21 protein-coding genes are annotated in these 21690 nt (G+C 59.2%); 9 read left to right on the top strand and 12 right to left on the bottom strand.

All coding sequences use genetic code 11. The features are described 5' to 3' along the window. The first annotated feature begins 27 nt into the window (after positions 1-27). From fabB to htpG, 5 genes are all read left to right on the top strand, one after another. Positions 28-1251: a beta-ketoacyl-ACP synthase I gene (gene fabB, locus PY308_RS01660; RefSeq protein WP_275787336.1), complete on the top strand. Its 1224-nt coding sequence runs from the start codon at positions 28-30 to the stop codon at positions 1249-1251. A 5-nt stretch (positions 1252-1256) separates the two neighbouring features. Next, entirely contained in the window at positions 1257-2063 is an 807-nt protein-coding gene (fabI, locus tag PY308_RS01655; protein WP_275787333.1) for an enoyl-ACP reductase FabI, read from the top strand. Positions 2064-2161: 98 nt separating this feature from the next. Next, a complete protein-coding gene (locus tag PY308_RS01650) occupies positions 2162-3385 on the top strand; it encodes a S8 family peptidase (RefSeq protein WP_275787331.1) in 1224 nt (407 codons plus the stop codon). Positions 3386-3466: 81 nt separating this feature from the next. Then, positions 3467-3712 (top strand): hypothetical protein, encoded by a 246-nt coding sequence (locus tag PY308_RS01645; protein WP_275787330.1) that lies wholly within the window; start codon positions 3467-3469, stop codon positions 3710-3712. Positions 3713-3931: 219 nt separating this feature from the next. Beyond that, complete coding sequence (gene htpG, locus PY308_RS01640; RefSeq protein ID WP_275787327.1) at positions 3932-5818, top strand: molecular chaperone HtpG; 1887 nt, start codon at positions 3932-3934, stop codon at positions 5816-5818. Between the two features lie 4 nt (positions 5819-5822). On the opposite strand, the gene PY308_RS01635 is transcribed toward htpG, so the two are convergent. The 10 genes from PY308_RS01635 to rbfA form a co-directional block, all read right to left on the bottom strand. Further along, positions 5823-6062 carry a hypothetical protein gene (locus PY308_RS01635; protein ID WP_275787324.1) on the bottom strand — a complete coding sequence of 80 codons (240 nt, stop codon included), beginning with the start codon at positions 6060-6062 and terminating at the stop codon, positions 5823-5825. 90 nt (positions 6063-6152) lie between these two features. Next, positions 6153-6803, bottom strand: a complete 651-nt coding sequence (locus tag PY308_RS01630; RefSeq protein ID WP_275787323.1) for a tetratricopeptide repeat protein — start codon at positions 6801-6803, stop codon at positions 6153-6155. A gap of 95 nt (positions 6804-6898) precedes the next feature. After that, a complete protein-coding gene (locus PY308_RS01625; RefSeq protein ID WP_275787320.1) occupies positions 6899-7915 on the bottom strand; it encodes a class I SAM-dependent methyltransferase in 1017 nt (338 codons plus the stop codon). 82 nt (positions 7916-7997) lie between these two features. After that, positions 7998-10130, bottom strand: coding sequence for a polyribonucleotide nucleotidyltransferase (pnp, locus tag PY308_RS01620; protein WP_275787318.1), 2133 nt, complete (start codon positions 10128-10130; stop codon positions 7998-8000). 351 nt (positions 10131-10481) lie between these two features. Further along, positions 10482-10751 (bottom strand): 30S ribosomal protein S15, encoded by a 270-nt coding sequence (gene rpsO, locus PY308_RS01615; RefSeq protein ID WP_037103961.1) that lies wholly within the window; start codon positions 10749-10751, stop codon positions 10482-10484. A gap of 157 nt (positions 10752-10908) precedes the next feature. Then, positions 10909-11235, bottom strand: coding sequence for an SH3 domain-containing protein (locus tag PY308_RS01610; RefSeq protein WP_275787316.1), 327 nt, complete (start codon positions 11233-11235; stop codon positions 10909-10911). 2 nt (positions 11236-11237) lie between these two features. Beyond that, the gene (locus PY308_RS01605) at positions 11238-12962 is read right to left on the bottom strand and encodes a sensor histidine kinase (protein ID WP_275787315.1); all 1725 of its coding nucleotides are present in this window, start codon (positions 12960-12962) and stop codon (positions 11238-11240) included. A 126-nt stretch (positions 12963-13088) separates the two neighbouring features. Next, positions 13089-14024, bottom strand: coding sequence for a tRNA pseudouridine(55) synthase TruB (truB, locus tag PY308_RS01600; RefSeq protein WP_275787314.1), 936 nt, complete (start codon positions 14022-14024; stop codon positions 13089-13091). Positions 14025-14026: 2 nt separating this feature from the next. Then, complete coding sequence (locus tag PY308_RS01595; protein WP_275787311.1) at positions 14027-14482, bottom strand: hypothetical protein; 456 nt, start codon at positions 14480-14482, stop codon at positions 14027-14029. Beyond that, on the bottom strand, positions 14482-14901 hold the full coding sequence (gene rbfA, locus PY308_RS01590) for a 30S ribosome-binding factor RbfA (RefSeq protein ID WP_275787309.1): 420 nt from the start codon (positions 14899-14901) through the stop codon (positions 14482-14484). The genes PY308_RS01595 and rbfA overlap by 1 nt, the downstream gene beginning before the upstream one ends. A 187-nt stretch (positions 14902-15088) precedes the next feature. Here rbfA and PY308_RS01585 point away from each other — a divergent pair, with 187 nt between their 5' ends. The 3 genes from PY308_RS01585 to PY308_RS01575 all read left to right on the top strand — a co-directional run bounded on the left by PY308_RS01585 (position 15089) and on the right by PY308_RS01575 (position 18306). Continuing rightward, entirely contained in the window at positions 15089-15841 is a 753-nt protein-coding gene (locus PY308_RS01585; protein ID WP_275787308.1) for a type 1 glutamine amidotransferase, read from the top strand. 190 nt (positions 15842-16031) lie between these two features. Beyond that, positions 16032-16682 carry a pentapeptide repeat-containing protein gene (locus PY308_RS01580; protein ID WP_275790976.1) on the top strand — a complete coding sequence of 217 codons (651 nt, stop codon included), beginning with the start codon at positions 16032-16034 and terminating at the stop codon, positions 16680-16682. 34 nt (positions 16683-16716) lie between these two features. Further along, positions 16717-18306: a tetratricopeptide repeat protein gene (locus PY308_RS01575; RefSeq protein WP_275787307.1), complete on the top strand. Its 1590-nt coding sequence runs from the start codon at positions 16717-16719 to the stop codon at positions 18304-18306. Positions 18307-18468: 162 nt separating this feature from the next. Here PY308_RS01575 and PY308_RS23040 read toward each other — a convergent pair whose 3' ends face one another. Then, complete coding sequence (locus PY308_RS23040) at positions 18469-18843, bottom strand: YegP family protein (RefSeq protein WP_434064189.1); 375 nt, start codon at positions 18841-18843, stop codon at positions 18469-18471. 287 nt (positions 18844-19130) lie between these two features. After that, on the bottom strand, positions 19131-20966 hold the full coding sequence (gene lepA, locus PY308_RS01560; protein ID WP_275787304.1) for a translation elongation factor 4: 1836 nt from the start codon (positions 20964-20966) through the stop codon (positions 19131-19133). Positions 20967-21108: 142 nt separating this feature from the next. Between lepA and PY308_RS01555 the strand changes: the two genes are divergently transcribed. Beyond that, the gene (locus tag PY308_RS01555; RefSeq protein WP_275787302.1) at positions 21109-21687 is read left to right on the top strand and encodes a helix-turn-helix domain-containing protein; all 579 of its coding nucleotides are present in this window, start codon (positions 21109-21111) and stop codon (positions 21685-21687) included. Positions 21688-21690 lie beyond the last annotated feature (3 nt).

Genomic DNA, 21690 nt, shown 5'->3' with positions numbered 1-21690 from the left:
TCAGCTATGAAGGAAAAGGTCATCCATATGAGACGGGTTGTTGTCACAGGTCTGGGTATTGTTTCCTCCATCGGGAACAATGCGCAGGAAGTTACCGAATCGCTACGCGAGGCAAAATCCGGCATCTCGTTTTCCAACGATTTTGCCGAACACGGCTTCCGGTGCCAGGTCTGGGGCGCTCCCGACATCGATACCACCGATATGATCGATCGCCGTGCCGCACGCTTCCTGTCGCAAGGCGGCATGTGGAACCATGTTGCAATGAAACAGGCCATCGCCGATTCCGGCCTTGAAGACAGCGATATCGGTGGCAACGAGCGCACGGGCATCATCATGGGTTCCGGCGGTCCTTCGACGCGGACCCTGATCGAGGCGGCCGATATCACCATCAAGAACAATTCACCAAAGCGGATCGGCCCCTTTGCCGTGCCGAAGGCAATGTCCTCCACGGCTTCGGCGACGCTGGCCACCTGGTTCAAAATCCATGGCGTCAATTATTCGATCTCCTCGGCCTGTTCGACATCCGCGCATTGCATCGGCAATGCGGCTGAAATGATCCAGTGGGGCAAGCAGGACGTGATGTTCGCCGGCGGTCACGAGGATCTCGACTGGACCATGTCGAACCTGTTCGACGCCATGGGCGCCATGTCCTCGAAATATAACAGCACGCCATCTACTGCTTCCCGCGCCTATGACGTGTCGCGCGACGGCTTCGTGATCGCCGGCGGGGCTGGCGTTCTCGTTCTGGAAGAACTGGAACACGCCAAGGCCCGCGGTGCAAAGATCTACGCCGAGATCACCGGTTACGGCGCAACGTCGGATGGCTACGACATGGTTGCTCCGTCCGGGGAAGGCGCGGCGCGCTGCATGCGCCAGGCGCTCGCCACGGTCAAGGGCGAGGTGGACTACGTCAACACGCACGGCACCTCGACGCCCGTCGGCGACAGCAAGGAGATCGGTGCGATCCGCGAGGTCTTCGGCAACAAGATCCCGCATATCCAGTCGACCAAGTCGCTGACCGGCCATTCGCTTGGCGCTGCCGGCGTGCAGGAATCCATCTATTCCCTGTTGATGATGCAGGCTGGCTTTGTCGGCGAAAGCGCGCATATCACCGAACTCGATCCAGAATTCGACGGCGTGCCAATCGTGCGCGAGCGTATCGACAATGCCAAGATCGACATCGCCCTTTCCAACTCCTTCGGCTTCGGCGGCACAAACGCGACGCTCGTTTTCCAGCGCTATAACGGATGAAATCTATGAACGGTTTGATGAACGGAAAGCGCGGCCTCATCATGGGGGTGGCCAACAGCCACTCGATTGCCTGGGGCATTGCAAAAGCGCTTTCGGCCGAAGGTGCGGAGCTTGCCTTCACCTATCAGGGCGAGGCGCTGGGCAAGCGCGTCAAGCCGCTGGCGGCGGAGTTGAAGTCCGATATCCTCCTGCCATGCGACGTCGAAGACATCGCTTCAGTGGATGCCGTCATCGACGCACTGAAGGAAAAATGGGGCAAGCTCGATTTCATCGTTCATGCCATCGGCTTTTCCGACAAGAACGAACTGAAGGGCCTTTACGCCGATACCTCGCGTGAAAACTTTAGCCGGACCATGGTCATTTCATGCTTCTCGTTCACCGAGATCGCCAGGCGGGCGGCAGACCTGATGACGGACGGTGGTACCATGCTGACGCTGACCTATGGCGGCTCCGTGCGCGTCATGCCGAACTATAACGTCATGGGCGTCGCCAAGGCTGCACTCGAGGCGTCCGTGCGCTATCTCGCCTCCGATTATGGCCAGCGCGGCATCCGCGTCAACGCGATCTCGGCCGGCCCGATCCGCACGCTGGCTGGCGCCGGCATTTCCGACGCCCGCGCCATGCTCTCCTGGCAGCAGAAGAACTCGCCGTTGCGCCGCACTGTCACGATTGAGGATGTCGGCAATTCGGCGCTTTATCTGCTTTCGCCACTCTCGAGCGGCGTGACCGGCGAGATTCACTATGTCGATTCGGGCTATAACATCACCTCGATGCCGGCACTCGAGGCCTTGCGAACGGCGGACGCCGAATAACACGGATAAGACGCATAAGGTTGCGTTATTTTCCATTGCATTTTTAAGTTGTATATGTAATTTCTCTCCTTTCTCGGAAAAGGAGGGGTTAAATTACTATGGCAAATGAAATACTGCCAAATCCGGTTCTTGAAAATCAGCGGCCACGACCGACCGGATCGCTTATTGTCGCCTTCCGCGATGATGTCGAACGTAAGGACGCCGTCCGCTCCCTCGAGAAGCAGACAGATTCAGACATAGTAGCAAGCACCCTGAGCACTGCGAATCTTTCGGGATTGGCGACCGCGCAATCCGTGATCTTTATTGAAGATCTTCATGTCGCCTTCATTCCACAACCCGTCAACGCCCGTAATTCCACCATGATGCAAACACTGGCGGCAGATGAGACGGTTGTGGAAATACGACCGGAATTCTACCTGTTCAAGCAACAGGAGTTTGTGGATACAAATGCCTCAAGCTGGGGTGTTGCTGCTACCCATGCGCTGGACAGCCCTTTTACAGGCAAGGGTATCAAGATCTGCATACTCGATACAGGCATCGATCGGAACCATCCGGATTTCATCAACCGCTCCATCATCGACAAAAGTTTTGTGGCCAACGAAAATATCGAAGATCTTCAAGGACATGGCACCCATTGCGCCGGCACGGCATGCGGCCATCCGGCCAAAAAGGACATGCTTCGGTTCGGCGTTGCTCCTGGAGCCGACCTTTACGTTGGCAAAGTTTTGAACAATCGCGGTTTCGGCGCAGAGAGCGATATTCTGAGGGGTATGCGATGGGCAATCGACAATCGATGCGAGGTCATTTCCATGTCGCTCGGCGGCGCCGTACGCGAGGGAGAATTGCCGAGCGTGCTCTATGAACGGATCGGGCAACAGGCGCTTGACAACGGCTGTCTCATCATCGCAGCAGCCGGCAACAACAGCAATCGCTCGTTCGGCTTCATTGCTCCTGTTTCGTCTCCAGCCAACGCAGCGAGCATCATGGCAGTCGGAGCGATCGATCCGAATTTCGCATTGGGCTATTTCTCCTGTGGCGGCATCAACCCCAACGGCGGCGAGATTGATATCGTGGCGCCAGGTGTCGGCATCTTTTCCACTGCACCGGCGCCCCAACTTTATCGAACCATGTCCGGTACAAGCATGGCCTGCCCTCACGCCGCCGGGATTGCCGCGCTTTGGGCAGAGTCGGATCCGGCACTGCGCGGCATGGAACTTTGGCGGGCATTAAAGAAAAATACACGTAGCCTAGCGCATCCTCCAAGGGATGTCGGGGCGGGTCTGGTCCTTGCCCCACACCAGGCGGCCGCGAATATCGTTTGAATTCGCAATCTCCTGACCTATATTCCGCAGAACAACATCGCGAGATGCAGTATCGCTTCCGCGATAGAAGAGGTTAAGATCATGAGTAGCCTACGTTATTCGATCGTCGTCGACAGCGGGCATATTCCCGATACTGGTTCGATTGCCAAGACCGCGGTGTCTAAAGGCTTCATTGTTGATAATGTCATGCCGGAAATCGGCGCGATTTTTGGTCACACCGAAGATTCCGGTGTCGTGGATAAAGTTCGCCACATCGTCGGCGTAGAAGACATCCGTCCTTCTCGCGATATTCAGCTTGTGCCTTTCGACGAGGGCATTCCGCAGTAAGATTTCTGTCATCATCGCCTATTCCTGCAACACATTACGGCGGCAACCGCCGTAATGTGTTGCACAGCAATCTCCGCTACAAGGGCGAGACGCGCGCCCTAAGTGAGCCGCTACGCTGAATGGCTGTTGGAGGTCGAGAGCACCTCTTGAATTTCCCCCGGTTTATTGCCAGTTCAGAACGCGCAAGAGTTCCGTGATTCAAACTGAGGCAGTTCAAGCATGAGCAATGTTGCTGACACACCCGTCGAAAACCATGTTTTCGAGGCCGACGTCGCGCGTCTGCTGCACCTCATGGTGCATTCCGTCTATTCCGACAAGGATGTCTTTCTGCGGGAATTGATTTCCAATGCCGCCGACGCCTGTGAAAAGCTGCGCTACGAGGCGATCGGAGCCCCCGAGCTCCTGACCGACGATGCGGTCGCACGCATCACACTGACGCTCGACGCCGACAGCAATCAACTCATTGTTGAAGACAACGGCATCGGCATGAGCCGTGACGACATGATCGAGGCGCTCGGCACCATCGCCCGCTCCGGCACTCGTGCCTTCATGGAGCGTGTCGAAGCTGCAAAGGCCGGCGAAGGCGCCCAGTTGATCGGTCAGTTCGGTGTCGGCTTTTATTCCGCCTTCATGGTCGCCGACCAGGTCGACGTCATCTCACGCCGTGCGGGCAGCCATCATGCCTTTCTCTGGTCATCAGACGGCAAGGGCAGCTATACGGTGGCCGAAGCCGATCTCTCGGACGCCCCGGCGCGCGGCACGCGCATCACGCTGCACCTGATGGACGACGCCAAGACCTATGCCGCGAAATGGAGCGTCTCGCGCATTGTCAAGGACCAGTCGGGCCATGTGCCGGTTCCGATCGACATCATCGAAAAGCCTGGCGCAGAGGCTGAACGCATCGGCGACGGCACTGCCCTTTGGACGAAGTCCCGCAACGACATCTCCAAGCAGGACTACACCGACTTTTATCGTGGCCTCTCCGGATTTTATGACGAACCGGCGCTCACCGTGCATTTTCGCGCCGAGGGTCGCCACGAATATACAGGCCTTGCCTTCGTTCCGGAGTCCAAGCCGCTCGATCTGTTCGATCCGGACGGCAAAGGCCGCATGAAGCTCTATGTCAAGCGGGTCTTCATTACCGACGACGCCGAGCTTTTGCCGCGTTACCTACGCTTTGTGCGTGGCCTGGTCGATACAGCCGACCTGCCGCTCAATGTCTCGCGTGAAATGATCCAGGAAAGCCCGATCCTCGCGGCAATTCGCAAAGGCCTGACGAGCCGCATTCTGACGGCCATAGAAAAGCTTCAGGAAAACGACAAGGACGCTTTTGCCAAGCTGTGGGATGCCTTTGGCGCAGTGCTGAAAGAGGGTATCTATGACGATTTCGAGCGCCGTTCCCAATTGATCGCGCTGTCGCGTTTCCGCTCCACGCTTTCCGATGAAGCGACGCGTTCCCTCGCCGACTACATCAAGGACATGAAGGACGCGCAGGCCGCGATCTACTACCTCGCAGGCGACAATCTCGACCGGTTGAAGTCTTCGCCGCAACTCGAAGGTTTTCGTGCACGCGGGATCGAAGTTCTGCTGCTGACGGATTCCGTCGATAGTTTCTGGGTGACGGCGGCCTCGGATTTCGAAGGAAAGCCCTTCAAATCGATCACCCAAGGGGCGGCCGATCTGGCGCAAGTGCCGAAGACCGAAAGCGAAGCCTCGGCCTCCCCTGAAACGTCGAAGGATGTCAGCGATTTTATCGCCTTTGCCAAAACGACGCTCGGTGAAGCGGTCTCGGATGTCAGGGCTTCCGACCGGCTGACGGAAAGCGCCGTCTGCCTCGTTGCGCCGGAGCAGGCCTATGATCGCCAGTTGGAAAAACTGCTGCAGGGCGCCGGGCGGCTGGATACGGCGGCCAAACCGATCCTGGAGATCAACCCCGTTCACGGACTGATCGCGGCGCTGGCGTCGAGCGGCAGCGAAGGCTTCCGCACCGACGCCGTCAAGCTTCTGCTGGATCAGGCCCGTGTGCTCGACGGCGACAAGCCGGAGGATCCACGGGCTTTCGCCGAGCGGCTGTCGCGGCTGTTCGAGCGGGCCTTGAAAGGCTGAGCCGTCAGGCAGTCCACCATATGACAAGCAGGACCAGCAGCAGGCCAATGGCGAAGATGCCAAACTGCAGCATCTGCTTGCGGGTCTGTCCCAGCACCACCGGATCTGGCGGCAGGCGCCCGGTCTGAAAGGCGAGGGGCACTTCGGAGGTCATGCCCCTGCCCTCGCCGCTTTTGATATCCTTGGCCATCACTTCGGCAACGCCCTCGGTGACAGGCGGGCGGTGTCCAGACATCGATGCCATCAGCACGCTCCATCAGCGCTGCGCAGGGTTCCGCGCCAGCCAGACTTTAGCCTGTACCTGTTTGGTCGATAAAGCAATACGAAGCAGACGTCAGCGCTTATCCCGAAGACGTTTTGTCGCCTCCGGATTTCCGGCCGTTTCCGCTTGCTGCAGCAGCGCCAACGACCGTGACGGGTCGCTCTCCTCTATCAACCGTGCAAGCTTTACCTTTGCCCAATGGTCGTTGGTCACGGGCAGGCTCTTTTCAAAATAGTGCCTTGCGAGATCGCGATCCTGCGGAACGCCCTCACCGTCCATCAGCATGAAAGCCAGCATGTGGTAGGCCCAGATGTTGTCTTTGTCTGCCGAGCGCCTGTACCATTGAGCGGCCATGGCAGGATCGGCGGGCACGGTTATGCCCTTATGGTAAAACCAGCCGATCCTCAGTTCGGCATGTCTGTCGCCTGCCGCGGCAGCAACCCGATACCAGTCCAACGCGACGGCCGGATCCTGCTTTACGCCGATGCCGTTTTCGTAGGCTTCACCCACCTTGTAGGCGGCGGCGCTATTGCCGCTCTTGGCCGCCAGATGAAAATAATGGGTAGAAATTTTCAGATCATCCGGGCCCTTCACCTTATAGCGGCGATAGGTTTCCCCTGCGTTGAACCATTCCCACGTCAGCTGTTCTGTTGTTTTTTTCGGTCCGGCATGCGCTACGACCGCGCCAAGCACCAAAAACAGACCTGCTGTCCAAAGCCGCATTCATGCATGTCCCCAACAAGCCGGGACACAACTATAGTTTGTATTTTCCAGAAAATCAACGGCACAGATTGTTCAGTTTGGCTGCGCCGGAATGCTCAGCGCTTGCCCCAAAGCACCTTGAAACGGGCGTTGCGGCAGGTTTCGCCCCATTCCTTGAAGGTCTCGGGCATAATCGTCTCATAGGGCAAGCCGCGATTGGCGACCAGCATCAGCTTTCCGCCGATCTTTAGCGCTTTTGCAGCCGCCTTGATCATCGCGGCACCCAGCGCCGGATCGGCAGACTGCGTTTCGTGGAAGGGCGGGTTCATGACGATCAGGTCGTATTTGTCGCGGGTCTCTTCCGATGTCAGGTCCTGCCAGAAGAAGCGGGTCGGCACATTCGGGCAGTTGGCCTTGAGATTGGCCCGGGCCGCTTCCAGCGCATGATAATCGGCCTCGAATAGGTCGATGCCCTTCAGGTTCGGCGCCTTTTCAGCCAGCAAAACGGACAGATACCCCCAGCCTGCGCCGAAATCGGCCGCATGCCCCTTGAAGTCGTCGGGAAAACGCGAAGCCAGAAGTTCGGATCCAGCATCCACCTTTTCATGCGAAAACATTCCAGGCGCCGCATCGAAACGACCCTCGACGCGAACCGGCTTCTTGGAAAATTTGGCGATCACGTCGCTTGCGTCTTCCGGGCGCCCGAACCAAAAGGCGATGCCGTGATATTTGGGCAGGCTGTCGCCGCCCCAGCCGAGTTGGTTGACGCGCTTGCGCAGCGACTGGATGCCATCGTCCTTGCCGCCGGCCACGACGATCAGACCGCCAACCTTGACGCGCTTCAGCGCCTCGGCGATCCGGTCCTCGTTCTCGCCCTTGTGCTTGCCACACAGAATGAGTGCGGCATCGTAGTCCTCGCCTTCAACAACGGGCGTCACCGCCGCTTTAGCGGCCTCCAGAGCCTTGTAGAGCGGTCGCGATGCCTGCACGGCGGCAACAGAGCCCGCGAACTCCGCAGGCAGCCGGTAACCCGCCTCGGCACCCAGGAACAATACACGCTCACCGTCGGCAGGCGCTGGCACGACACCGGTATCGAAGGGATGGAAAAGGGTCTTCAGCGTGTCGCGGCTCATGGCAGTCGTCCTAGCGGGTAAAATAAGAAAGGGCGCGGAACGATCCGCTCCGCGCCCGTAGCAATGGTGTCAGGCGCCGGGCTTATTCAGCCGCTTCGCCTTCGCCCCTGGTGACTTCCTTGCCGGTGGCCTGATCGACAACCTTCATGGAGAGGCGAACCTTGCCGCGCTCGTCGAAGCCCATCAGCTTGACCCAGACCTTGTCGCCTTCCTTGACGACATCCGAGGTCTTGGCAACACGATCGGAGGCCAATTGGCTGATGTGCACCAGACCGTCGCGCGGGCCGAAGAAGTTGACGAAAGCGCCGAAGTCGGCGGTCTTGACGACCGTGCCTTCGTAGATCTGGCCGACTTCCGGTTCCGCGACGATCGAGTGGATCCACTTGCGGGCCGCTTCGATTTCCTTGGCGGAGGACGACGCGATCTTGATCGTGCCATCGTCTTCGATGTTGATCTTGGCGCCGGTCTTTTCGACGATTTCACGGATGATCTTACCACCCGAGCCGATGACTTCACGGATCTTGTCGACCGGAATGTTCATGACTTCGATGCGCGGTGCGAATTCGCCGAGTTGCGAGCGGCCTTCGGTGATGGCGTTGGCCATCTCGCCGAGGATGTGCTTGCGGCCCGCCTGTGCCTGACCGAGAGCGACCTTCATGATCTCTTCGGTGATACCGGCGATCTTGATGTCCATCTGCAGCGAGGTGATACCATCCGTGGTACCGGCAACCTTGAAGTCCATGTCGCCAAGATGATCTTCGTCGCCGAGGATGTCGGAGAGAACCGCAAAGCGCTCACCTTCGAGGATCAGGCCCATGGCGATACCGGCAACCGGCTTTGCCAAGGGAACGCCGGCATCCATCAGAGCCAGCGAGGTGCCGCAGACGGTTGCCATCGAGGACGAGCCGTTGGATTCGGTGATCTCGGAGACGACGCGCAGCGTGTAGGGGAACTGGTCCGCAGCCGGCAGCATCGGACGTATGGCGCGCCATGCGAGCTTGCCATGGCCGATTTCGCGGCGGCCCGGGGAGCCCATGCGGCCTGTTTCACCGACCGAATAGGGCGGGAAGTTGTAGTGCAGCAGGAACTTCTCCTTGTACATCCCGGTCAGGCTGTCGACGTACTGTTCGTCTTCCCCGGTGCCGAGCGTGGCAACGACGATCGCCTGCGTTTCGCCGCGGGTAAACAGGGCCGACCCATGGGTGCGCGGCAGAATGCCGACTTCGGAAACGATCGCACGAACCTTGTCGAGTTCACGGCCATCGATGCGGCTCTTGGTATCGAGGATGTTCCAGCGAACGATCTTGGCCTGCAGGTGCTTGAAGACGGCGCCGATGACTTCGTTCGTGTATTTCGGCTCGGCACCTTCCGGGAAGAAATGTGCTTTCACCTTGGCCTTGACGGCATCGACGGCAGCGTAGCGCTCGGCCTTTTGGGTGATCTTGTAGGCAGCGCGCAGTTCGGTTTCGGCGATACCGAGCATTTCGGCTTCGAGTTCGGAATGATCTTCCGGGGTGAAGTCGCGCGGTTCCTTGGCAGCCACTTCGGCGAGCTTGATGATCGCGTCGATGACCGGCTGGAAGCCCTTGTGGCCGAACATGACGGCGCCGAGCATAATCTCTTCGTTCAGTTCCTTGGCTTCCGATTCCACCATCAGTACGGCGTCCTGCGTGCCTGCGACAACGAGGTCGAGAACCGATTCAGGCATTTCGTCGAGATGCGGGTTCAGCACGTACTGGCCATTGACGTAACCGACACGGGCACCGCCGACGGGACCCATGAAGGGAACGCCTGATATCGTCAGGGCTGCGGAAGCTGCGACCATCGACAGGATGTCGGGATCATTTTCCAGATCGTGCTGCATGACGGTGACGACGACCTGAGTGTCGTTCTTGTAGCCATCGGGGAAGAGCGGGCGGATCGGACGGTCGATCAGGCGGGAAACCAGCGTTTCCTTTTCCGACGGACGGCCTTCGCGCTTGAAATAGCCACCGGGGATCTTGCCGGCTGCGTAGGTCTTTTCCTGATAGTTGACCGTCAGCGGGAAGAAATCCTGGCCCGGCTTCGGCGACTTGGCCGAAACGACGGTGGCGAGAACGACGGTTTCGCCGTAGGTGGCGAGAACCGCGCCGTCAGCCTGACGGGCGATCTTGCCGGTTTCGAGTTTGAGCGGGCGGCCTGCCCATTCAATTTCGACGGTGTGGGTATCGAACATGTTTTGTCCTTCGTGTGCGGCAATGCCGCGCCGCAGCCAGTGTGGCGCGGGCGGCAGTGTTTCCGCTGATATGACAGATCACGGGCAAGACAGCGGGAGACTTCCAATTCGGCCGGCGACCCCGCCGCATCCTGAAAGCCCTATGCTTTCGGTGCGTGGAAAACGCGCAAGCGCCGAAGCATCCTGCAATCCTGCCCCATGACAGGTCATCGGTTGGTTCCGCAGGGCCGGCCCATCCGGCCTGCTGGTGTGTCCGCTTCGGCAGTGAACCGGAACGGTCCGGCCTGAAGCGCGTGCGGGGAGCCCGCGAAAAGAAACGGCGGGCGCCTCGGGGAGCCCGCCGGGTAAGGTTTAGCGGCGAATGCCGAGAGCCGTGATCAGCTTGGTATACCGCGCCTCTTCCTTGCCCTTGACGTAGTCGAGAAGCGAGCGGCGGGTGGAAACCATTGCCAGAAGGCCACGACGCGAGTGGTTGTCCTTCTTGTGACCCTTGAAGTGTTCGGTCAGGTTGTTGATCCGTTCCGTGAGGATGGCAACCTGAACTTCCGGAGAACCGGTATCGCCTTCGACGATTGCGTATTCCTTGATAAGCGCAGCCTTGCGCTCTGCAGTGATCGACATCGTGTCATCCTTTCAATGATGAGGATTTCGGGTCGCCGACAGCCGGGATGTCGTCTAGCTGCGGCCATGAAGGCAAAAGTCCGCGGAATCGGGTCTGATGCTGGCGCTGCCTATAAACCATTCCTCTTCAAAAAGAAAGAGGCGCTCCGAGGCTTTGCTATGGTGCAAGGCGGGGCTTCATCGGCGCCGATTTCAGATTGGAGGCGCCGGTTCGGCAGTCGAGAAAAGCAGCAAAGACCCAACCCAGCACGTCACCCTCCGATGCCACCTGAGCCCAGCCTTTTCCGCCGACACGTTTCTCGGCCAGGACGACAACGGCACGACCATTGTCGAGCCTCGACAGGATCTGCCCGTTCGGCTCTATGCGGACGTTGAGCGGCGTCCCCGTGGGATCCGCTACCACACAATCGGCAGCGGCCGCCTGGCCGACCGTCAATGGTGCGAGCATAAGTCCGGCGGCGACGACAAGACATTCGTGACGCATGATCATCCTTTCAGCGACAACGGGTCCGCCCCGAGATCCTTCGGCAGATTTGCATTCAGCCGGTGTTGCGCGATGAGGACGCGCCACTCGATACCGTCGCCATGCATGATCCGCTCAAGCCGCGCGTCGAGCGACATGCCCAGCATGCGCTCCAGCACGATCGTGCCAAACCCCTTGCGGGGTTCTGCACTGGCATCGGATTTGATATCCACGCCCGTTTCGCGCCAGACCAACTGAAATTCCGTTTCCGAAAGCGTCCATGTCAGAGCAACGACACCCCTGCTGTCGGCGAGCGCGCCATATTTCGTCGCGTTGGTCGCCAGTTCATGCAGGGCCATTCCGAGCATTTGGGACACCTGCGTATCCAGGCGCACGGTCGGGCCGCAAAGAATTACCCGTTGCGGATCATCGGGAATGAATGGCTGCAACTGGTTTTGCGCCAGTTCCCTGAAATCGACCCCAAGGGCGGCATTGGCGATCATCAGGTCCGTAGAGCGAGCAAGACCGGCGATGCGCTTCCGGAAGCTGTCGGCAAAATCCACCCGGCTCTCGGCGGCGTTGAGCGACTGGTTGAGCATGGACTGGATGACCGTCAGCTGGTTTTTGGACCGGTGCGCCACCTCTCGCGCCAGAAAGCGGATTTCATTTTCGGCCTCCCGCCTCGCCTGGGCCGCCTCCGAAAGGGCAAGGGATACGGTTTCGATTTCCGAGATCATGTGACGGCGCGGTTCGATCGGCTGTCCGGCTCCCAGAAGGCGGGCATCGCGGGCAATGATCGTGACACCCTGCGCAAGAAGTCCAGCAATCGCGACCGACCCGGCGACGGCGATCCCCGCAAACAAGATTCCGCCCAGCGATAGCCAGAGATAGGACCACAAGGCCGGCGCGTCGACCGCTGATTTCTTTGCCCAGGCAACGATCTTCCAGCCGGTCAGGACGGAAAACTCGGTCACCGTGCGATAGCTGACACCGTGCCGCGTCGCCTCACCGACCCCGACACGAAGGGCCGGAACGATATCCATGAAAAACGGCTGCCCGACTTCGACGCTCGCATCGGATGAAACGACCACCTTGCCGGCGCTGTCGAGAAGCGCGGCGTTCCAACCCGGCGACAGCATATCCTGGTTGACAGCCTTTTGCATATTTTCTGCATTTTGCGTCAAGGTCAGCAGATAGGCGCCATCTTCGGATGGCAGATAGACGTTGAAGACCCATTTCTTCGCCGTCCTGCCGAAAAAGACGTGCGAAACCAGGGGCCCGGAGCCCTTGAAGGCTTCGTCGACGGAACTCGGATCCGATGCCTTAGGTAGTTTTGTTCCGAACGGCACGCGCGTGTTCAACAACTGGTTGTGCGCCCGGTCGATCAGCAGCAAATAGGAATCCGTGCCGCTGAGCGAGGTCACGGCATTTTTGTAGAGATTTTCAAGCGTCGATGCCTTGATCGTGGAAGCGCCGGCAAAAACTTTCAACGTGCTGATCATGGAATCGACTTCGCGCTCGACAATGCGTGTCACCGACCCTGTCGATGCCTTGAGCAAAGCCGTCACCACCCGTTCCTGCTCGTCGGTGCTGCGCTTGACGATGATCATCGAGAACATGAATGACGGGACGATGGCGACAAGCAGCAAAATGGTGAGGTAAACCGCAAGCGGACGCCGCAGCCGCGAGCGCAACCGGGTTGTCCAGGAAGCGCGCCAAGCGTTTCGACTGTCCGCTATCTCGTCCAAGGGTTCCTCACCATCAACTCCGAGCGGAATAGGGCTCGCGAATCCCGTTGATATGCCGACCATGCGTCAGCAACACGCGGAAGGCAACCGATGCCATGGCACGGGACAGAAGCATCCTCGGGGTTTTCAATCCGAAAGGAAAACGCGTTTCGGCCGAAACTCGCCTTCACCGATTTCGCCAATGGCGACGAGCTTGCCGCGCGAGGTCGCGTAGGCTTCGGGTTCGGCGGCGGGTGCGTCGCGACCGCGAAGGATAATGGGATTTCCCATTTTCAAGCGGTGCGCCTGATCCTCGGTAATTGCGATATGCGGCAGATTGGACAAGGCCTCGCCCGTGTCGATCAGGAAAGCATCGAGCGCTTCCAGCCGCTCCTCGTCGTTTTCGATTTTCTCCAGTGCGACGAGATCCGAAAGCGGCACCATCGCATCCTCGGCAAACGGAGCCACGAAGCTGCGGCGCAGGGAGGCGATATGGCCGAAGCATCCGAGGTCGCGGCCGAAGTCGCGGGCGAGAGACCGCACATAGGTGCCCTTGCCGCATTCGATTTCAAAATGTGCAAGATTTGGCGTGCAACCGAGCAGAGACAGGCGGAAAACTTCGACTTCGCGCGCCGGAATATCGATGGTTTCGCCTGCGCGGGCCAGATCATAGGCGCGATTGCCATCGATCTTGATAGCTGAAAACTGCGGCGGCACCTGACTGATAACACCTGTATACCGCGGCAGCAGCGCCTGGATCTCCTCCTCTGACGGGCGCTGCGACGATGATTGCGTGATCTCGCCTTCCAGATCGTCGGTCGAGCGCTCCTCGCCCCAGGCGACGGCAAATTCATAGATCTTGCGCCCGTCCATGACATAAGGCACGGTTTTCGTTGCATCGCCGAGCGCAATCGGAAGCATGCCCGATGCCAGGGGATCAAGCGTTCCGGCATGGCCTGCCTTCTGCGCCTTGAACAGCCACTTGATCTTCGACACGGCCTCGGTCGAGCCGAAATCCAGCGGCTTGTCGAGGATCAGCCAGCCGGAGATCGGGCGGCCCTTGGGTTTGCGGGGTTTTGACATGTCTAGGCTCTTTTTTGGCGAAAGGTCGCAGCCGTCCGGGCAACGCTGCCGTCGGGCATTTTCTGGCTGCTGCTCTTCTCGAAGCCAAGGGCATAGAGGCGCCGTGCGATCAGATAGCCAGCGGCGATCGTCGCTCCATTGCCGGCCCGGTAGTCTTCGCCAAGCTCCTCGATGAGCAGAGGCTCGATGGCACCAAGCGGCGGCGCACCGGCAGCGGCGGCGTCCAGCAGCAGTCTTTCATTGTAGGGCGAATAGATGATGGCCTCCAATGCCTTCATTTCGCGATCGCCATGGGCGATGTCCTTGCCGCGGCGAAATGGCAAACCGGAGGCAACCATCATTTCCACCAGGCGCACCGCCTCGGCATTGTCGAAGCGCGCGAGGCCATTGCGATAGAAAGTCTGGCGCTGGTCGAAGGTCCAGCCGTTCAATTCGTCCAGCGTGATATGCTTTGCCATCACGCCCCGTTTTTATCGTTCGGGCCGTCTTCGTGCTTCAGGTCACGCACAACTTCCGGCGACTTCAGAATCTCGTCGATCTTCTTGTAGTTGTCGAAGCTGGTGTCGTCGCGGAAGCGGACTTCCGGCATGTACTTCATCTGCCGGAGCTGCGGTGTCAGCCGGCCGCGGATATATTTCGCGTTCCTGTTCAGCGCCTCGATAATCTCCACGTGATCGGCAACACCGAGCGGCGCGACATAGGCCGTGGCGATCTTCAGGTCGGGCGACATGCGCACCTCGGAAATCGAAATAACCGTTGTCTCGATCAAGGGATCGCGCACCTCGTCGCGCTGCAACACCTGTGTGAGGGCTGCGCGTACCTGTTCACCGACCCTCAGCATGCGTTGCGAGGGGGCGGAAGTTGTGGGTTTACTCATGGTTTTTCCGCTGTCTGGCGCTCCTGGAGCGCGACCAAGCGGGTCAAATGCTACTTTCGGGGCAAAAGGTCAAGGCTTTGAGACGATCCTGCAGCGGGTACCAAGGCGAAATCCGTTCCAAGGCACTTGAACGCCCGGCTCCGTCATGTCAACGCTGATGCAGGCACCAGTGCGCAGCGGAGACATCATGCGTGTTCTGATCGTTGAAAACATGGAGCACTCCGACCTCGGACAAGTGGGCGTGGCTTTGTCGGAGACCAATGCGGAGATCGACTTGCGTCAGCCGTTTAAGGGCGAGATGCTGCCGTCTTCCGTCTGGGATCATGATGCGCTGGTCGTCTTCGGCGGAGAGCAAAGCGCCATTGATGACGACATTCATCCCTATCTTCCGGACCTTGCAGCCCTGATGCGCGCCTTTTGCGAGGCCGACAAGTCGGTGCTCGGCATCTGTCTCGGCAGTCAGCTTCTTGCGCGCGGTCACGGCGCGCGCAACATCATCGGGCACAACGCGGAATTCGGCTGGCATGAGGTGAAATTGAGCGATGCCGGAAGGGGCGATCCGGTACTTGGTGCCGCCAGCGCGGCATTTCCGATTTTCCAATGGCATTCCGACACGTTCACCTTGCCGGAAAACGCCACCCTGCTTGCGACCGGTCCAGCCGTCGAAAACCAGGCTTTCCGCATCGGCCGCGCCGCCTATGGCATGCAGTTCCATTTCGAAGCCGGTAAACGTGTTGTTGAAGACTGGAACCGGGTTTTTCGAGACCAGATCCTCCGTCTCGATCCGGCTTGGCTCGACAACTATGACCGGCACGCTGCCCGGCATGCCGACAGGGCCGAAGAGGCCGGCCTGGCGCTGGCCCGCGCCTGGGTCAAAACGATCAGAACAGGCGCTCGTACCGACAGCCGCGGCTTCGATGAAATAAGCGCCGTAGCGTGACCCATTTGCGTTTGCCACGCATACAAGCCGCACTATCTCAGGTAAGAGCAAGATTGCTGCAGGCGCTGAGGATGGCGGGCAGAGGCAATTTGGAACGGAGGATCGGATGAGCAAGCTTATCAGTCGAACATTCGGCGCCACAAACACAGCGATTGCTGGTTTGCACCTTGCTTCTCTCGTGCTTTTTGCCATGCTTGCCTTTCCCCAATCAGGCACGGCCGCCAGTTGCGACGAGATGCCGGCACCCGGCCTCGACTGGAGCGAATGCTCCAAGAAGCATCTGATGCTGCAGGCGAGCGATCTGAAAGGGGCCAATCTTGGCGGTGCAGACCTTTCCCTGACCGATCTCAGCAATTCTGATGTGAGCGCTGCAAACCTCGAAAAGGCCACGCTTGTCCGCACCTGGCTGAACGGCGCCACGGCGGAAAAAGCCAATTTTTCGCGCATCGAAGCCTATCGTTCAAGTTTTGCCGAGATCTCTGCAAGTGGCGCATCCTTTGCCAGCGCGGAGCTGCAGCGCGCCGATTTCAATGGCGCGCAGCTAAGCGGTGCCGATTTCGAGAAGGCCGAACTGGGGCGCGCCAATTTTAAAGATGCCGTTATCAGCGGCGCCCGCTTCACACTGGCCAACCTGTCCCGCGCCAATCTTGCCGGCGCGACATTCGAAAAGCCGATCCTTCTGGATCAAGCTTTCCTGTTCCTGACACATATCGAGGGCCTGGACCTGTCGAAATCAGAAGGTCTTCAGCAGCAGCAGATTGATCTTGCCTGCGGCGATGACAAGACGAAACTGCCGGACGGGCTGACCGCTCCCTCGACCTGGCCGTGCCCGTCGGACTGAAGCGGCCATGGGGACTATACTTTTCGAGAATGGCATGACAGTCATCGAAGCGGGCAATTTTCGTGACGCCCCCCGATGCCTCGTCATCGCGTTTTCGTCTTTTGGAGACAACGATCCCTCGTCAGCCGGTTTCGGCCAGGCTTTCCTGGAGAAAAACGGTTGCTCTGTCATCGCGGTCAAGAAGCGGGCCGACAACTGGTACCGTGACCTCAGTCCAGAGCAGCTTGCCGAGATCGTGATGCCGTTGCGGAGCGAATTCAACGCATGCTTCACCTATGGTGCAAGCATGGGGGGGTACGCCGCCTTGTACTTCGCCTCGGCAATCGGCGCGCAGCCCATCGCGATTTCTCCGAGAAATTCCGTCGATCCCCGCTTCATGTTGCCAGAATTTGCCCGCTTTGTGAGCATGTCCCAGCAACAGCACCAGATCCTCTCGTCGGTCGCCGACCCAGCTGTCCGGCCGCGGGTGGTCTTCGATCCAAATGTCAAATCCGATCTTGCCTATATCGATATGGAAGTCCGGCCCGCCTTTCCAGAGGGGTTCTACACGGCATTTCCGTTCTCGGGCCATCCCAGCGCCGAAGCCATGTCCGATACCGGGCAATTGAAATCTTATGTTCTTGCCGCCCTTGAGGGCCAGCCGGCGCCGCCGCGGCTTTGGTCGAGGGCATCGAAACGACACTCCGTCGTTATACTCAACGAGATGTCCAAGTGGAACCTTGCAAGGCAACGGATCGAAAGGGCCATGCGCCTGTCGGAGCTTGCTCTCACCGTGGGAGGAGACCGGACAGACCTTCTCTACCATCAGGGATCCGTGCTGATTGCGGCTGGAAAACTGGAAGAGGCGCTGGAACTTACCCGAAAAACAATTGACGGGCGCGGCGGCTCCGCCTCGCTGTTCCATCGGATCGCCAGTCTGTCGGTCAGACTGGACCGGCTGGAGAGTGCCGTTGATGCGGCGGATGCGGGGCTTCAGATCTCCCCGGGCAGCATTGGACTGCTCAGAACCCGTCGCAATGCACTGGAGAAGATCAGGCGCTTTGACGACGCTTTGCGAGATGGTCTTGCTCTTGTCGAGACACAGGCCGCCAATATGTCCGATCGTCTGCATCTGGCGTCCATTCTGATGGCCAAGCAGGCCTATGCCGATGCGCTTCTTCACCTCGATATCGTGTTGGAACAGGACCGTAATCTTTTGGCCATGCGGCGGCGACGCGACTGTCTTGAGGCATTGCGCCGGCTCTCCGAAGCGAGGGTGGCTGCTGCGGAGGTCGTTGACAATCCCCAGGCCGGCACGTCCGATATTCTCCAGCTAGCACATTTGCACGCCACAGGCGGCGACCTGCCCAAAGCCATAGAGACGTTAAATCTCGCCGTCCTGTCGGCTCCGGACAATCCCGCCGTCCATCGGCGGAGGCGGATTTATCTCGCCCAGGCCGGCCGAATTGCGGAGGCTCTTCAATCGGCGCTGGTCCTTTCAGAAATAGCCCCGGGCAACGAGCATGACGCCGCTGCGTTCAAACAACTCCAGAGCAGGCAACGTTGGTTTCACCTGAAGGCAAAGAGGCGCGAACTGATGCTGTTTTTCAAAAGAATGCTTTCCGGATACCGCGCCCCCTCGTGAACAGGGCGCCTATCCGCTGCTTTCGGCGATACGCGGTATCGCTTGGCAGTCCCTGTGAACCCGCCGGAAGCAGAGGCTGCCGCCGGGTTCACCGCAGGGATGCGGAAGGTTCTCTGGTCGGTTGAAACGTCATCAAGCGATGTGCCGCTTACGAATAAGCGCTCAGACGCTGACAGTTTCGTCTTCGACAGAGGCGTCCGGACCGTTCTTCTTTACCGATTCGATGCAGTTCTTGGCGCTGGCTTTCGAGGCATATGATTCAGAATGAACCATGGGTTCGCCATTCGAAGCCTTGAAGCGTACGAAATGCTGCCCGTCCTTGTTTTCGACAATCTCGAAGCGGTAGCCTGAGCCGCTTTCACCCTTCGACAAATCGACGGTAGAGGCGTCAGGCGCATTTTTTTTGATCGATTCAATGCAGTTCTTGGCGCTTGCCTTGGATGCATAATTTTCGGACCAGACCATCACCTCTGAATTGTACAGGAACTGAACACGGAACTGGTCGTTCGCGGCTTTCACAATCTTGAACTTGTGCATTGCAGACACCTTTCATCGCTCCCGCAGTCCACCCTCCGGGCCCGCGCCGATCAAGGTGTAATGGAGAGAAATCCGGAGTTCAAGTTGTGGATGCTTTTCAACGAAAGTGACCAGCCTGTTACCGGCAACTTTGACAGGACATCAAGTAGGGTGGCTTTGGCATTCTCGATTCGCCAGAGACGTTCCTTTTAAACAAGAGAACAAAGTCGCTGACCAACGACAAGTTGGGAAATGGCGATTTCCAAGGGAATGCGCGTCGTGTACGCGGATTCTCTTGGCAGACATGATCACTCGTCGCCCATCTTGAGCGCTGCGATAAACGCTTCCTGCGGAATCTCCACCTTGCCGAACTGGCGCATGCGCTTCTTGCCGGCCTTCTGCTTGTCGAGCAGCTTGCGTTTGCGCGTGGCGTCGCCGCCGTAGCACTTGGCGGTCACGTCCTTGCGCAGCGCTGAGATGGTCTCGCGGGCAATCACGTTGCCGCCGATGGCGGCCTGGATCGGGATCTTGAACATGTGCTTGGGGATCAGCTCCTTGAGCTTCTCGCACATGTCGCGGCCACGCTTTTCGGCCGCCATGCGATGGACCATCATCGAGAGCGCATCGACCGGCTCGCCATTGACGAGGATCGACATCTTCACAAGATGGCCTTCCTGATGCTGCGTGATCGTGTAGTCGAAGGAGGCGTAGCCCTTGGAAATCGACTTCAGCCGGTCGTAGAAATCGAACACGACTTCGTTGAGCGGCAGGTCGTAGGTCAGCATGGCGCGGGAGCCGACATAGGTCAGTTCGACCTGGATGCCGCGGCGGTCCTGGCAGAGTTTGAGGATACCGCCGAGATAATCGTCCGGCGTCAGGATCGTCGCGCGGATCCAGGGCTCGTGGATTTCGGCGATCTTGACGACATCAGGCATGTCGGCCGGGTTGTGCAGCTCGCGCTCGGTGCCATCGGTCATGAACAGCTTGTAGACGACGGACGGGGCGGTCGCGATCAGGTCGAGGTCGAATTCGCGCTCCAAGCGTTCCTGGACGATTTCGAGATGCAGCAGGCCGAGGAAGCCGCAGCGGAAACCGAAGCCCAGAGCGGCCGAGGATTCCATTTCAAACGAGAACGACGCATCGTTGAGGCGCAGCTTGCCCATGGCAGCGCGCAGGTCCTCGAAATCGGCGGCATCGACCGGGAACAGGCCGCAGAACACGACCGGCTGCGCCGGCTTGAAGCCCGGCAGCATGTTGGCGGTCGGACGCTTGTCCTCGGTGATCGTGTCGCCGACACGGGTATCGGCCACCTCCTTGATCGAGGCGGTGATGAAACCGATTTCGCCCGGCCCAAGCGCATCGACGGTGACCATCTTCGGCGTTATGACGCCGACGCGTTCGACCTGATATTTGGCATCCGTACCCATCATGCGCACGGTCTGGCCCTTTTTCAGCACGCCATCCAGAATGCGCACGAGAACGATGACGCCGAGATAGGTGTCGTACCAGCTGTCGACCAAGAGCGCCTTCAGCGGCGCGGTCTCGCCGCCTTCGCTCTTCGGCGCCGGCAGTTGATGCACGATCGCTTCCAGAACGTCGGGAATACCCAAGCCCGTCTTTGCCGAAATCAGTACGGCCTGGGAGGCATCGATGCCGATAACCTCTTCGATCTGCTCGCGAATGCGGTCGGGCTCGGCGGCCGGAAGGTCGATCTTGTTAAGAACGGTGACGATCTCGTGGTTGTTGTCGATCGCTTGGTAGACGTTGGCCAGCGTTTGCGCTTCCACGCCCTGCGACGCGTCCACCACCAGCAGCGACCCCTCGCACGCCGACAGCGAGCGCGATACTTCGTAGGCGAAGTCGACATGGCCGGGCGTGTCGATAAGGTTCAAAACGTAGGTCTCGCCATTGTTGGCGACATAATGCAGGCGCACGGTCTGCGCCTTGATGGTGATGCCGCGCTCCTTCTCGATGTCCATGTTGTCGAGAACCTGCTCGGACATTTCGCGCGCGGCAAGGCCGCCGGTCGACTGGATCAGCCGGTCGGCCAGCGTCGACTTGCCATGGTCGATGTGGGCGACGATCGAGAAATTGCGGATATGCGACAGGGGCGTCTTTGAAGGTGTTGTGCTCATGCGCCGCATATAGCAGCGCGCTCAACAGCCGCAAAGCAGGAAATGCAGGCTCTTTTCACTATAATTGCCCGAGCTGCAATCCATCAGAGTCTACCTCGTCGGGGAGCTAGCGCCGCTTGACTCCATTATAAGGATCAATCATTCTCATATAATGGATAAACATACGCAACCCGTGGATAGCGCGATCGCCCTGAAAGTGAAAGCAATGAGACAGGCGCAGGCAATGACGCTGGAAGACCTGTCCGTGCGCTCCGGCGTCAGCCGGGCGATGATTTCACGCATTGAGCGTGGCGAAGCGAGCCCCACGGCGCAGTTGCTGGCACGCCTTTGCGACGCGCTGGGAACGACCCTTTCCGGCTTCTTTGCCGACGAGAAGAAGCCGCCGGAGCCGCTATTGCGGCGGAAGGACCAGCATGTCTGGCGCGATCCGGAGACAGGCTATCTACGCCGGTCTGTCTCGCCTGACGGCATGGGATCGCCTGTCGATATCGTCGAGGTGGAGTTTCCACCGGGGGCACGCGTGGTATTCGACCGGCAGCAGTTCGAGCCCGGACTGACCCAGCATCTCTGGCTCTTCGAGGGAAGACTGACGATGACGACCGGCGACGAAACCCATGTGCTGGAGGCGGGCGACTGCCTCTTCATGCGGCTTGCCGAGGCTCACATCTTCCACAATCCCCACGATCGCGTGGCACGCTACGCCATCATCCTCGCCAGAAGCAAAGCATAGTCG

This window comes from Pararhizobium gei (assembly GCF_029223885.1).
GTDB classification, from domain to species: Bacteria; Pseudomonadota; Alphaproteobacteria; order Rhizobiales; family Rhizobiaceae; genus Pararhizobium; species Pararhizobium gei.
This window is presented reverse-complemented; position numbering and strand designations above follow the sequence as displayed.

What these genes read in the sequence shown, in the direction of transcription:
- fabB (WP_275787336.1), top strand. Translation starts at nt 28, where the DNA reads ATGAGACGGGTTGTTGTCACAGGTCTGGGTATTGTTTCCTCCATCGGG.
- fabI (WP_275787333.1), top strand. Translation starts at nt 1,257, where the DNA reads ATGAACGGTTTGATGAACGGAAAGCGCGGCCTCATCATGGGGGTGGCC.
- PY308_RS01650 (WP_275787331.1), top strand. Translation starts at nt 2,162, where the DNA reads ATGGCAAATGAAATACTGCCAAATCCGGTTCTTGAAAATCAGCGGCCA.
- PY308_RS01645 (WP_275787330.1), top strand. Translation starts at nt 3,467, where the DNA reads ATGAGTAGCCTACGTTATTCGATCGTCGTCGACAGCGGGCATATTCCC.
- htpG (WP_275787327.1), top strand. Translation starts at nt 3,932, where the DNA reads ATGAGCAATGTTGCTGACACACCCGTCGAAAACCATGTTTTCGAGGCC.
- PY308_RS01635 (WP_275787324.1), bottom strand. Translation starts at nt 6,062, where the DNA reads ATGGCATCGATGTCTGGACACCGCCCGCCTGTCACCGAGGGCGTTGCC.
- PY308_RS01630 (WP_275787323.1), bottom strand. Translation starts at nt 6,803, where the DNA reads ATGCGGCTTTGGACAGCAGGTCTGTTTTTGGTGCTTGGCGCGGTCGTA.
- PY308_RS01625 (WP_275787320.1), bottom strand. Translation starts at nt 7,915, where the DNA reads ATGAGCCGCGACACGCTGAAGACCCTTTTCCATCCCTTCGATACCGGT.
- pnp (WP_275787318.1), bottom strand. Translation starts at nt 10,130, where the DNA reads ATGTTCGATACCCACACCGTCGAAATTGAATGGGCAGGCCGCCCGCTC.
- rpsO (WP_037103961.1), bottom strand. Translation starts at nt 10,751, where the DNA reads ATGTCGATCACTGCAGAGCGCAAGGCTGCGCTTATCAAGGAATACGCA.
- PY308_RS01610 (WP_275787316.1), bottom strand. Translation starts at nt 11,235, where the DNA reads ATGCGTCACGAATGTCTTGTCGTCGCCGCCGGACTTATGCTCGCACCA.
- truB (WP_275787314.1), bottom strand. Translation starts at nt 14,024, where the DNA reads ATGTCAAAACCCCGCAAACCCAAGGGCCGCCCGATCTCCGGCTGGCTG.
- PY308_RS01595 (WP_275787311.1), bottom strand. Translation starts at nt 14,482, where the DNA reads ATGGCAAAGCATATCACGCTGGACGAATTGAACGGCTGGACCTTCGAC.
- rbfA (WP_275787309.1), bottom strand. Translation starts at nt 14,901, where the DNA reads ATGAGTAAACCCACAACTTCCGCCCCCTCGCAACGCATGCTGAGGGTC.
- PY308_RS01585 (WP_275787308.1), top strand. Translation starts at nt 15,089, where the DNA reads ATGCGTGTTCTGATCGTTGAAAACATGGAGCACTCCGACCTCGGACAA.
- PY308_RS01580 (WP_275790976.1), top strand. Translation starts at nt 16,032, where the DNA reads ATGCTTGCCTTTCCCCAATCAGGCACGGCCGCCAGTTGCGACGAGATG.
- PY308_RS01575 (WP_275787307.1), top strand. Translation starts at nt 16,717, where the DNA reads ATGACAGTCATCGAAGCGGGCAATTTTCGTGACGCCCCCCGATGCCTC.
- PY308_RS23040 (WP_434064189.1), bottom strand. Translation starts at nt 18,843, where the DNA reads ATGCACAAGTTCAAGATTGTGAAAGCCGCGAACGACCAGTTCCGTGTT.
- lepA (WP_275787304.1), bottom strand. Translation starts at nt 20,966, where the DNA reads ATGCGGCGCATGAGCACAACACCTTCAAAGACGCCCCTGTCGCATATC.
- PY308_RS01555 (WP_275787302.1), top strand. Translation starts at nt 21,109, where the DNA reads ATGGATAAACATACGCAACCCGTGGATAGCGCGATCGCCCTGAAAGTG.